The following is an 11,989-nucleotide window of genomic DNA, read 5'->3' as shown; positions in this document are numbered from 1 at the left end:
CTCGAAATGAGACCCGTCCGTCATTGATGGTCCATCCCCTGTTTCGGGGTGGGCCCGGAACAGGAGAGAAGTGGCTGCGAAACCACGCGTACACGAGATCGCATCCGAACTCGGTGTCGACAGCAAGATCGCCCTTGAGAAGCTCAAGGAGATGGGCGAGTACGTCAAGGGACCCTCGTCCAGCATCGAACCCCCCGTCGCGCGCCGGCTGAAGGTCGCGCTCGAGGCGGCCGGCGCTGCCGCGAAGGCGGCGCCCGCGGCGGCGCCCGCGAAGGCGGCGCCCGCGGCGAAGCCCGGCATGAAGCCTGGTCCGAGACCGGCTTCCCAGCCCGAGGCCGCCCCTGCACCCGTGGCCGAGGCGCCGATGACGGTCGCCGAGCGCCAGGCGCAGGCCGAGGAGAAGGCGGCCCAGGCCGCTGCGGCCAAGCCCGTCGAGGCACCCGCCGCACCTGCGGCGTCGTCCGATGCCGTGAGGCCCGCGGCCCCGAAGCCGAGCGCTGCCATTCCGCGCCCCGCACCGCGCCCCGGCGCCCCGCGCCCGGGCAACAACCCGTTCTCGAGCTCGCAGGGCATGGGCTCGCGTCCCGCGCAGCCGCGCCCGGGCAACAACCCGTTCTCGAGCTCGCAGGGCATGGGCCAGCGACCGACGCCGGGTAACATCCCGCGTCCGCAGGCCCCGCGCCCTGGCGCGCCGCGCCCCGGCGGACCCCGTCCGGCAGGTGCCGGCGGTCGTCCGGGCGGCGGCTTCCAGCGTCCCGGCGGCGCCGGTGCCGGAGCAGGCGCGCGTCCCGGCGGCGGTGCCGGCGGCTTCCAGCGTCCCGGCGGTGCACCCGGTGGCGGCTTCGGCGGCCCGCGTCCCGCGGGCGCCGGCGGCCGTGGCCGTGGCCCCGGCGGCGGCACCGCGGGTGCGTTCGGCCGCGGTGGCGGCAAGAGCAAGGCTCGCAAGTCGAAGCGCACGAAGCGGCAGGAGTTCGAGATGCGGGAGGCTCCGTCGCTCGGCGGCGTGAGCGTTCCCCGCGGTGACGGCAACACCGTCGTCCGGCTGCGCCGCGGCGCCTCCATCTCCGACTTCGCCGACAAGATCGACGCCAACCCCGGCTCGCTCGTCACGGTGCTCTTCCACCTCGGTGAGATGGCGACCGCGACCGAATCGCTTGACGAGGCCACCTTCGAGGTGCTCGGCGTCGAGCTCGGCTACAAGATCCAGGTCGTCTCGCCCGAGGACGAGGACCGCGAGCTCCTCGAGGGCTTCGACATCGACCTCGACGCGGAGCTGGAGGGCGAGAGCGACGAGGACCTCGAGCAGCGTCCGCCGGTCGTCACCGTCATGGGCCACGTCGACCACGGTAAGACCCGACTCCTCGACGCGATCCGCAACGCGAACGTCGTCGCGGGCGAGGCCGGCGGCATCACGCAGCACATCGGTGCGTACCAGGTGCGCACCGAGCACGAGGGCATCGAGCGTGCGATCACCTTCATCGACACCCCGGGTCACGAGGCGTTCACCGCCATGCGTGCACGTGGTGCGCAGGTGACCGATATCGCGATCCTCGTGGTCGCGGCCGACGACGGCATCATGCCGCAGACGATCGAGGCGCTGAACCACGCGCAGTCGGCCAACGTGCCGATCGTGGTCGCGGTGAACAAGATCGACAAGCCCGACGCGAATCCCGCCAAGGTGCGCCAGCAGCTCACCGAGTTCGGCCTCGTGGCCGAGGAGTACGGCGGCGACGTCATGTTCGTAGACGTGTCCGCGCGTGAGAACATCGGCATCCAGGAACTGCTCGATGCGGTGCTCCTCACCGCGGACGCCGGGCTCGACCTGCGCGCCAACCCCGACAAGGACGCGCGCGGCGTGGCCATCGAGGCGAAGCTCGACAAGGGGCGCGGTGCCGTGGCGACCGTGCTCATCCAGTCCGGCACGCTGCGGGTCGGCGACGCGATCGTCGCGGGCACGGCGTACGGCCGAGTGCGTGCCATGGCCGACGAGAACGGCGACCCCGTGCTCGCCGCGACCCCGTCGCGTCCCGTGCAGGTGCAGGGCCTCTCGAGCGTTCCGCGGGCCGGTGACACCTTCCTCGTGACCGAGGAGGACCGCACCGCCCGCCAGATCGCCGAGAAGCGCGAGGCCGCCGAGCGCAACGCGCAGCTGGCCAAGGCCCGCAAGCGCATCTCGCTCGAGGACTTCACGCGTGCGCTCGAGGAGGGCAAGGTCGAGGCGCTCAACCTCATCATCAAGGGCGACGTGTCGGGCGCCGTCGAGGCGCTCGAGGAGTCGCTCATGAAGATCGAGGTCGACGACTCGGTGCAGCTGCGCATCCTCCACCGCGGTGTGGGCGCGGTCACCGAGAGCGACATCGACCTGGCGACGATCGACAATGCGATCGTCATCGGGTTCAACGTCCGCCCCGACGTGAAGGCGCGCGAGCGCGCCGCCCGCGAGGGTGTGGACGTGCGCTTCTACAACGTCATCTACAACGCGATCGACGACATCGAGAACTCGCTCAAGGGCATGCTCAAGCCCGAGTTCGAAGAGGTCCAGTCGGGTGTCGCCGAGATCCGCGAGGTGTTCCGCTCCTCGAAGTTCGGCAACATCGCCGGTGTCATCGTGCGGTCCGGAACGATCACGCGCAACGCCAAGGCTCGCGTCATCCGCGACGGCGTCGTGGTGGGCGACAACCTCGCCATCGAGTCGCTTCGCCGGTTCAAGGACGACGTCACCGAGGTCCGCACGGACTTCGAGGCGGGCATCGGCCTCGGCAGGTACAACGACATCCAGGTCGGCGACGAGATCGAGACCATCGAGATGCGGGAGAAGCCCCGCGTGTAGCTCGTGGGCGGGGGTCCCTGATTCTTCGCTCCGGTGAAGAACGGGGACCCCTGCCCCGATTCACCGGAGCGAAGAATCAGGAACCCCGGGCGATGCCACATCGCGGGGTGAGGAAGGGCTGAGAAGTCATGGCGGATCCGGCACGGGCCAGGAAGATGGCCGATCGCATCAAGGAGATCGTCGCGCGACGGCTCGACAAGGGGCTCCGCGACCCGCGGATCGGCTTCGTGACCATCACCGACGTGCGCGTCACGGGCGACCTGCAGCACGCGAGCATCTTCTACACGGTGTACGGCTCCGACGAGGAGCGCCGCGACTCCGCACTAGCCCTCAAGGCGGCCACCGGGATGCTCCGCACCGAGGTCGGCCGCAATATCACCGCGCGGCTCACGCCGTCGCTCGAGTTCATCGCCGACGCGATCCCCGAGAACGCCGAGCACATCGAGGCGCTCCTCCGCGAGGCGCGCACGCGGGACGCCGAGACGTCGGTGCTCGCGTCGACCGCTGCCTACGCCGGAGAGGCCGATCCCTACGTCAAGCCGCGTGATCTCGACGAGGCGGACCTCGATGACGCGGACCTCGCCGACGAGGAGCCCGGCATGCACTGACGGGCGGCCAGGTCGGGCCCAGGCCGGCGGCCTGGTGCCGAGCAGCTCGTGCCCCACGCCGGCGGCCCGCGCCTGGAGCGCCTCGATGAAGGCGAGCACGATCGGCTGCCGCAGTGCCTCGGGCCGGCACACGAGCCAGTACGGCTGGCGCTCGTCGATCTCGTCGGGGAACGGGCGCACCAGGTCGTCGTGCGGATCCGCGAGGAATGCCGACAGCAGGCCGAAGCCGGCTCCCGCGCGTGTCGCGTCGACGTGCACGTACACGTTCGTGCTCGAGACCGAGTCGACCATGCCGCGCGTGGATCGGCGCGCCTCGTCGAGCGCGTCCACCTGCAGCATCGACTCGATGAAGTACACGCGCGGCGCCCCGTCGAGTCCTGCAGGCGACGACGGGGCGCCGTGCCGTTCGAGGAACTCACGGCTCGCATGGAGCCCGAGCGCGTACTCCGCGAGCCGGATCTCCTCGGCCCGCTGCACGTGCGGGCGTCCGACGACGACCTCGAGGTAGACCCCGACGCGGTGCCGGGCCGAGCGCCTGGTGGCGGCGACGATCTCGAGCGTGACGTCGGGATGCGCCCGCCGCATGGCGACGATCGCGGGGGCGGCGATGAATCCGCTGAACCCGTCGGTCGCCGACAGGCGCACGACCCCCGACAGACTCGGGGCACCAGGCGCGCCGAGCGCGTCCTCGACCGCGCCGATTCGCCTGGCGTTCGTGGTGTGGTTGATGCCCAGCTCGGCCGCGGCGGCCGTGTAGCGCCCGGCGCGCGCGAGGAGCAGCACGAGGAGATCGCCGGGGCTCGGTATGCGACCGGGTGCGTGGGTGATGGCCTCACTGCATCGTCGCATATCGATGGTGCCGTCGCCCGACGACATCCGTCCCAGCACCTCGCTGAGCCCGGACATCGTCGTCGCCGGATCCCGACGCGGGGAATGAGCGGTAGAGGGTCGTGCGTGCGCACGCACGACCCCCCACCTATCCGCTGCCGGGCGTGACCGGTGACCCGACTACCGGTCGTGCCCGGCCGTGCCGGTGACGACCTCAGCGCCCGTCGGCGATGGGATCGTTCCCGGCAGCGGCGCCTTCGGTTCGGCCAGCAACGGGCTGACCGGCGTGGTGCGCCGCGGACGGTAGACGATTCGCGAGTGGAACACGAATCGAAGCACGAAGGCGACCGCGAGCGTCACCGCTTGCGCGATGACGCTCGGAATCGACGTGATCTCGACCAGCCACCAGAGCAGTGGAAGCCTGGCGGTGGCATCGGCCGCGTTGTACGCGAACGAGTGCGCGAACCGGCTCCAGAGACCGCGGCCCTCGTGCCGGAGGTCGTGGAAGACGAATCGCTCCTGAAGCGCGAAGTTCGCGACGATCGTCACGATGGCGGCGACTGCCGCAGCGAGCAGGTAGGGGATGCCGAGGGCGACCATGCCGGCCATCAGCAGCACGTTCCCGATCGCGCCGAGGGCCCCGATGACGGCGAACCGCGACATACGGCCGAATCTGAGCGATGCGAGCTGGTGCGCGAATCGCAAGCCCTGTCCGATGTCGGCCTTCGACTCGCCGGCGTGCCGCGAGCCGAATACGAACGGCTCCTCGACCACGCGCAGTCGGTGGCGGGCGAGGATCTCCAACAGGATCTTGAAGCCCTGCGGACGGAGCCGGTCGATGACGACGGAGCCGCGCCGAAATGCGAAGAAGCCGGTCATCGGATCGGTGCAGTTGCGCAATCGGTTCGGGAACATCGCCCGGGTGAGTGCGATCGATCCGTTGGATACCACGCGGCGCAGCCATCCATTGAGGCCGGCATCGCTGCCGCCGGCGACGTGGCGGGATGCCACGACCACGTCGGCGTCGGTCTGCCGGCCGGTCTCCAGCAGCACCGGGATCATCTCGGGCGGATGCTGGAGGTCGCCGTCCATGACCAGGCACCACTCGCGCGTCGAATCGCGGATGCCCTCGACCACTGCCCCGCTCAGGCCGCCGTGCGGCTCAGAGCGGTGCAGGAGCCGCACGGGAACGCGACTCGTGTTGGCAACGGCCTCGATCACCGAGGGGGTGTCGTCCGTGGAGTCGTCCACGAACAGGATCTCGGCGTCGAGGTCGACGACGGATTCGATCCGCCGTACGAGCTCCTCGACGTTCGGTGCCTCGTTGAACGTGGGCACGATCACGGTAACGCTCATCTTCGCTCTCCGTCGGATGTTGCGGCGATCACTCGATGTCGATCGGAGCAGGGTGGATGACCCGGCGAACGTTCCAGTCGCCGAACGACTGGACCACCTCCGAGTCCGCGTATGCCCGACCTGCCTCCTCCAGGTCGAGGTTCTCGATGTTGCGACGGACCGTAGGGCCCTCGATGATCCAATCGATCGCGACCCATCCGTCGGGATGCTCGAGCTCGAAGCGGGAGTCGAGATCGACCTTCTCGAGCACGACGAGCGTCCACGGGTCGTTCCATCCGCGTTCGTTGAGGTCGTGCCACATGGAATACGGCACGAGCGTGACCTCGTCGTGCGGGATGTTCGCAGCGGCCCATTCGAGCGTCCGGTGCCAATCGGCGTTGAGGTCGCGCGTCATCAGGCGCGTGTCGCGCTCCACCCAGTTGGAAACGGGAATGAGCACGACGGCCGTCGTGATGAGGGCGGCGACGAGCGCGGGCCCGGCGATCCGTGCTCCCGGAGCGACCATGCGGATCGCGCGGTGGAGGCCGTGCCAGGTCAGATCCGCCGTGGCCCCGATGGCTATCGCCATGAAGGGCAGTACTCCCTGCACGTACATCGCGGGCAGGTATCCCTGGCTCGCCACGACGGGCATCGCCCAGCAGGCGATCGCCACCGGGATCCACCTCGTACGCCGTGCCACGAGGCAGACCAGCCCGGCGAACACACCGCCGACTGCGAGGTAGGGGTCGATCCCGATCCAGCTCGAGGCGAGGTCGAACCGGTGGGAGCCGGCATCCCAGATCCACCCCGAGCCCGAGCGCGAGACGAACTGGTAGCCCATCGCATCCTGAAGGGAGACGTGCCCCGGCCCGGAGATGAGCTCGCCGCGCAGCAGCGCCATGAGCGGATAGACGGCGATCGTGAGGCCGCCCAGCGCCAGGAACCCGACGATCGAGAACTCCCGGCCTCGCCAGGTGGTGCGGTCGAGCAGGGCGACGAGGAGGGCCGGTCCCAGTACGGCCGCCGTGATCTTGGAGAGCACGGCGATCGCGAATGCGACCCCTGCCGAGATGTGGTGCCAGAGTGCACGCTGCGGCGAGAGTGCAAGCCAGAAGGCGACGAGGAGCCAGGTGGTGGCGATGCCGTCGAGGTAGACCTGCCGGCCGAGCTCGAGCGACAGCGGCGACAACAGGTAGACCCCGGCGGCGAGGACCGAGAATGGCAGCCGGGCCCCGACTCGGCGGCAGACGAGGTAGACGAGCACGCATGTCGCGACGGAGAAGGCGGCCATGGCCACCCGCATCGCCTCGACGTCGGTGCCGCGTCCCACCTCGAGCAGCTGCGGCAACCAGGCGAGCGCCGCGAGCTGCACCCAACCGAACGGCGGGTGGTCGTACCAGTACGTGTAGGGCGCGAGGTCACCTCGCTGGACGGAGACGGCCTGCGCGGCGTAGGTGCCCTCGTCGTCTTGGAACTCCGGCGCCCCGTTGAGGTTCCAGAGGCAGATGACCGTTGCCGCGAGCACGATGGCGGTCACCGTGATGACGTCGGGGGCGGCGAGCAGCCGCTCGATCGCCTGGCGGACCCGGGCGCCCGGACCCGATGCCTCGGCGACAGGGGCCTCGACCTCGAATGCTCGCGTCGCAGCCGTCATCGCGCCGCCTCCGCACCGAGGTAGCCGAGGTGGCTGCCGGAGTGATCGGTCTTCTCCCAGCGGAAGTCGCCGAGGCGGAACTTCACATATGCGCGAACCGCGGCGACGGCGAGCAGTGCCTGGTAGACGGGTGTGGAGAGCACGAGGCGCACGTAGTCACGCGTGCTGATCGCGAAGCCGTGGTCTCGACCGAACTCGCGCAGCATGCACGCTTCGATCGCGACCGTCCCGAGTGTCGTGATCAGTGGGAGGAAGGCGATGAGCGTCACGGGGAGTGGGAAGTCGCCCCAGATCGCCAGGCCGATCGACACCGGGATCGCGATTCCGGTGAGCGCCATGAAATGCTGTTGGGTCAACGTCCATCGGGCGGTGAGCCGCTCGCGAACGGTCGCAAGCCGGCGCCACACACCCTTCGCATAGACCTGCATGAACCCGAGGGACCACCGGGTCCGCTGCCTGACGAGAGCCGCCACCGAGTCGGGCGCCTCCTCCCGGGTCACGAGCTCCGGCGAGTAGGCGACCACGATCTTGTGGCCTTCGGTCGACAGGCGGACGCCGAGCTCGCAGTCTTCGGCGAGGCAGCCTTCGTCCCACCCGCCGATCGCGTCGAGCAGGTGCCGGCGCACGAACACCGTGTTCCCGCCGAGCGGGATGAACCCGAGCTGGGCGTGCGCGTGCAGCCGCGAGCGGAACCAGACGAAGTACTCGAGGCAGTTCCGGAGGGCGAACCAACTGTCGCGGTAGTTCACGAGCTGCACCGCGCCCTGCACCGCGTCGGCCCCGGTGGCCCTGAAACTCGCATCGATGTTGGCGAGCAGGGCGGGAGCGGCGATCGACTCGGCGTCGAACACGCCGACCACGTCCTTCGTGCAGTCTGCGAGGGCGGTGTTCAGCTGGCGGGGCTTGTTCTTCGCCTCGCTGCGGTCGATGCTCACCCGCACGCGATCGGGATGCTCGGCGGCAAGCCGCTCCGCGACTGCGACGGTCTCCGGGTCGTCGTGGCCGACCGAGACGATGATCTCGAAGTCGGGGTGGGTCTGCGCGCGGAGCCCGTCGAGCGTGGCGCGCATGACCGTCTCCGGTTCCTTTCGGCACGGCATGATCAGGGAGAAGCTCAGGCCGGTGCTGCCGGGGTCGGCGGGGTAACCGGTCCGGTCGCGCCGCTTGGGATCCCACCACGCGTAGGTCGCCACGTACAGCGTCGAGGCGGACAGGGCGAGCAGGACGATCGAGAAGGCGATGAGCAGGAGTGAGGCGATGGGCACGGGGGTTCTCGATTCGGTCGGGTCAATCGTCGGGATCGCAGGCGAGTCCGTCGCCGTCTGCGTCGAGTCCGAGCGGGTCGATACCCGGAGTGCGCACCGCTATCCCGCCGGAGAAGAGGTCTCGCACTTCGGTGCAGCTCCATGAGTGCGCCATGGCGGCCGGGTCGAGTCCATCCGTTCGCATGTCGGCGGCGTGCTCCGCGAGGCTGGGGGGGACGACCGTGAGGCACTGGCCGGCCAGGCCGTACTCGGCACGGCATCCTCCGAGGTCACCCGGTGCGGCGACGACGGCGGCGGGATCGACGGCCTCACGCGGGTCGCCGAGCGCCTGGGCGCCATCGCGCCGGAGCGGTGCCGACGCAGCGGCCTCGGCCAGCGAAACACCGGGTTCGCCGCCCACGGGCGAGTCCGGCGGTGCTTCCAGTGCGATCGGGCCCGGCGTCGGTCCGGCGGTCGGTTGCGCGGCGGCCGCGTTTCCCGGGTGCCCGTGGGTCGCGGCATCCGGTGGGGCCCCTGTGGCCGGGCGCGGCCAGAAGGCGACGATCGCGATCAGGATGAGGACGGGAAGCACGGATGCCGCCACGATCGTGCGTGCGCGCCGGGAGCGAATGCCGTTCATGAGATCCACACCCACTTCGCGACGCTCGGAACGCCGCCGGTGTCGAGCACGGTCAGCATGTACGGCCCGGGCGGCAGGAGATTCGCGTTCTGGGGGACCTCCGCCGTGCGAACGTCGCCGGTGCCCGTGATCGGCAGGTCGACGAGCCGGGCGTTCGTGTCGGTCTGGTGCGTGGCCGACATCGGCGACATGAGCGCCGCGGAAGCGACGTCGCCGGTGACCTGGAGCTCCAGCGACTCGCCGTACGCGGCCGACCCAGGCGCCTGCTCGATCGTCGGGCGGGCGCCGCCGAACAGGTATGGGGGCGAGTACACCGAGATGCGCAACTCGAATGAGTTGTCGGCCGGATTCGACCCGAACACGGCCACTCGCCCGTCGGGCAGCAGGATGGCGGTGGAATGGTAGTTGCGGCCTATCGGGTCGGCAGCGACGCTGCGCCAGGCATTCGCGACCGGGTCGTAGATCGCGGCCGTGTGCACATCCTCTGCACGGTTGAGCCGGGCCCCGTTGGCCGCCAGCACGGTGCGATCGGGCAGGTTGAGGACGTTCACGTAGCCCTTCCCGGGGCCCGGGAGGTCCGGGCCCTGTTCATAGCCGGGCGACGGCACGGAGAGGTCGATGATGTCGACGAGGGAGGTGGCCGGCAGATTCGCGTCGGTGTTGCCACCGCCCACGATCATGACCCGTTGATCCTGCGCCGGAGGCAGGAGCACGGAGCCGGCCTGATCGCGGAGATCCTTCTCCCGGAGGCCGGGCACGTCCCAGATCTGCGCGGTGCGCCAGTCGTAGAGGGAGGCGCCCGTGCCGGGAAGGCCGTTGCCGAAGGTGTGCGCACCGGCGTAGAAGAGCATGCCGTCTTCGAGGAGGTACATGTGCGGGTAGGTGCCCCAGAAGCTCCAGGTCTGGGGGACCTCGCCGGGGGAGAGCCACCTGAGCTCGGAGGTGTCGAAGATCTCGGTGAGCACGGTGCCCTCGGCCTTCTCGTCGAGCCCGCCGGCCGACCAGATGTCGCCGTCGCCGAGCTTGGTGAGACTCGGGTACCAGTGGGCCCCCGCCATCTCGCCGGTGGCATGGAATGCGTCATCGGCAGGGTCGAAGTAGTAGCTCTTCCTCGACCCCTTGAACGTGTTGGGTCCCTGATCCTCCTCGGGGAAGGCCCCGGTGCCGCCGGCGAGCAGCACCTTGCCGTCGGGCAGGGTGACGTGGCCGGCGCAGAACATGTCGTACGGCGTCGGGATCTCAGTGAACGTCGACGCGACCGGATCCCAGACGACGGCGCGGAAGGTTCCCGCGGCGAACTGGGTGCCGTCGTTGCCGGAGCCGGCGACGAGGAGCAGACGCCCGTCGTGGAGGAGCGTGGTGTGGATCGTCCGGAGCGGCATCTCCGACGCCAGCACCTCCCATTCCCCGACGATCGCAGGGTCTTGCGGATCTCCGGGCCCGGGGGGCTCCGAGGGGGTGGGATCGGCAGTGGGCGTCGGGGTGGGCTCCGGCTGATCCGGCGACGCTGCGAGCGAGTAGCCGGTGGTGGCGAGTGTCCCGGGCGCGGAGATCGAGATGCCGAACGAGAGGCGATCCACGCCCGCCGGGACGGGCTGCGTCGCCGCATGGGCTGTGGTCCACACGTCGGTTTCGGGCAGTGAAGCCAGTTCGTTCCAGTAGGCCCACCCGGCCCCGGGCGTGTGGGCGAAGACCGTCAGTCCGTTGGCCTCCGAGCTGGACCGGTAGTCGACGGCCACGTCGTAGCTCCGGCCCGGCTCCACGGTCGGCGCGCAGCCGGTGGCCTCCGACTGAAGGAGCTTGCGATCCCCGGACAGGCGGTCGGCGAGCTCGATCGCGAACGAACGTGACCCGGCCGGAGCACCGGCTGGAGTGTCGTCCGATATGCCGGAGACGCCAGTCTGCTCTCCCCACCCGGCCTCCATGAAGCAGTTGGGCACTCCGTCGCCCTCGGCGAGGTGCGGATTCGCGACGAGGTTCACCGGCGTCGCCGGAGGATCGCCCGGGTCTGCGTCGGCCAGGCGGTAGTCATCGGTGGTGACCGTGCCGTCCGTGGCGAGAGAGAGGCCGAACACGAGTCGATCGGTGCCGTCGGGCAGGGGCGGCGTCGTGGCGGTGGCGTCCGCCCACTCGCCCGTCGGGGCGAAGGCGCCGAAGTCGCCCCAGTAGCTCCAGCCCGAATCGCTGTGCCGGAAGACGGTGAGATGCACGGTCGCCGAGGCCAGGTACCACACGCTGAGCGAGTAGCTTCGGTTCGCATCGACCGATGGCGCGCATGCGGGCGTCTCGGTCTGGAGGAGCTTGCGATCGCCCTCGGCGTGGCCCGAGATGGTCAAGGAGATCGAGCGTTCGCCCGTGCGCCCGGCGCTCGCCGTCCAAGCCGCCTCCGTCCCCCAGCCGCTGGGGGAGAAGCACTCCGGCCAGGTGTCGCCCGCCTCGAGCGACGGGTTGGCCACGAGGTTCTCTGCAGCGGCGAGGGCAGGCGGCAGGCCGATGACACCGGTGCCGAGGAGGCAGGCAGCGGCAGTCACGGCAGCGAGGACGCCGAAGCGCCCCGCGCGCCGACGGCGCGGGCGGGTGAGCATGGATCTCCTTGGGGGCGGGCGGGAGTTCGTGCCGGCGGATTTCGGGTCGGCCGGATCGTACGACGATGGCGCCGGGGTACAGGACGCGAATCGTCGGGGAGCAGCGGCGCTCGGCGGGTGTCGGGGTGCTCGGAGCTTAACCACGCTCGGGCGCGCCGACAACTGACGTTCCGCACTTCTCGATCGCGTTTTGGCCCCCCACTGCGGCAGGGCGGTGAGCGCGACCCGCGGCCGGGTCAGGGGTGGTTGACTCTGTGGTGGCGGA

At 70.2% G+C, this 11,989-nt stretch carries 7 protein-coding genes and 1 pseudogene; 2 read left to right on the top strand and 6 right to left on the bottom strand.

Annotated features, from left to right (window positions below; genetic code table 11):
• The first annotated feature begins 70 nt into the window (after nucleotides 1-70).
• Nucleotides 71-2,830 carry a translation initiation factor IF-2 gene (gene infB / locus IEX31_RS02345; RefSeq protein WP_188741842.1) on the top strand — a complete coding sequence of 920 codons (2,760 nt, stop codon included), beginning with the start codon at nucleotides 71-73 and terminating at the stop codon, nucleotides 2,828-2,830.
• A 128-nt stretch (nucleotides 2,831-2,958) separates the two neighbouring features.
• Nucleotides 2,959-3,438 (top strand): 30S ribosome-binding factor RbfA, encoded by a 480-nt coding sequence (gene rbfA / locus IEX31_RS02340; RefSeq protein WP_188741841.1) that lies wholly within the window; start codon nucleotides 2,959-2,961, stop codon nucleotides 3,436-3,438.
• 75 nt (nucleotides 3,439-3,513) lie between these two features.
• Here rbfA and IEX31_RS02335 read toward each other — a convergent pair.
• The 6 genes and pseudogenes from IEX31_RS02335 to IEX31_RS02310 all read right to left on the bottom strand — a co-directional run.
• A pseudogene (locus IEX31_RS02335) lies at nucleotides 3,514-4,287 on the bottom strand (LysR substrate-binding domain-containing protein); the annotation flags it as partial.
• 159 nt (nucleotides 4,288-4,446) lie between these two features.
• Nucleotides 4,447-5,622 carry a glycosyltransferase gene (locus IEX31_RS02330; RefSeq protein WP_188741840.1) on the bottom strand — a complete coding sequence of 392 codons (1,176 nt, stop codon included), beginning with the start codon at nucleotides 5,620-5,622 and terminating at the stop codon, nucleotides 4,447-4,449.
• Between the two features lie 28 nt (nucleotides 5,623-5,650).
• The gene (locus IEX31_RS02325) at nucleotides 5,651-7,255 is read right to left on the bottom strand and encodes a glycosyltransferase family 39 protein (protein WP_188741839.1); all 1,605 of its coding nucleotides are present in this window, start codon (nucleotides 7,253-7,255) and stop codon (nucleotides 5,651-5,653) included.
• Entirely contained in the window at nucleotides 7,252-8,520 is a 1,269-nt protein-coding gene (locus IEX31_RS02320; RefSeq protein WP_229662056.1) for a glycosyltransferase family 2 protein, read from the bottom strand. Before IEX31_RS02320 ends, IEX31_RS02325 begins: the two co-directional genes overlap by 4 nt.
• A 22-nt stretch (nucleotides 8,521-8,542) precedes the next feature.
• On the bottom strand, nucleotides 8,543-9,139 hold the full coding sequence (locus tag IEX31_RS02315) for a hypothetical protein (protein WP_188741838.1): 597 nt from the start codon (nucleotides 9,137-9,139) through the stop codon (nucleotides 8,543-8,545).
• Entirely contained in the window at nucleotides 9,136-11,724 is a 2,589-nt protein-coding gene (locus IEX31_RS02310; RefSeq protein WP_188741837.1) for a galactose oxidase early set domain-containing protein, read from the bottom strand. Before IEX31_RS02310 ends, IEX31_RS02315 begins: the two co-directional genes overlap by 4 nt.
• Nucleotides 11,725-11,989: the final 265 nt, after the last annotated feature.

Origin of the sequence: Agromyces bauzanensis, from assembly GCF_014645655.1 — a bacterium.
GTDB classification, from domain to species: domain Bacteria; phylum Actinomycetota; class Actinomycetes; order Actinomycetales; family Microbacteriaceae; genus Agromyces; species Agromyces bauzanensis.
This window is presented reverse-complemented; position numbering and strand designations above follow the sequence as displayed.

Bases quoted from the DNA above. Each gene is read 5' to 3' on its own strand.
- IEX31_RS02325 (WP_188741839.1), bottom strand. From the start codon at position 7,255: ATGACGGCTGCGACGCGAGCATTCGAGGTCGAGGCCCCTGTCGCCGAG.
- IEX31_RS02330 (WP_188741840.1), bottom strand. From the start codon at position 5,622: ATGAGCGTTACCGTGATCGTGCCCACGTTCAACGAGGCACCGAACGTC.
- rbfA (WP_188741841.1), top strand. From the start codon at position 2,959: ATGGCGGATCCGGCACGGGCCAGGAAGATGGCCGATCGCATCAAGGAG.
- IEX31_RS02310 (WP_188741837.1), bottom strand. From the start codon at position 11,724: ATGCTCACCCGCCCGCGCCGTCGGCGCGCGGGGCGCTTCGGCGTCCTC.
- IEX31_RS02315 (WP_188741838.1), bottom strand. From the start codon at position 9,139: ATGAACGGCATTCGCTCCCGGCGCGCACGCACGATCGTGGCGGCATCC.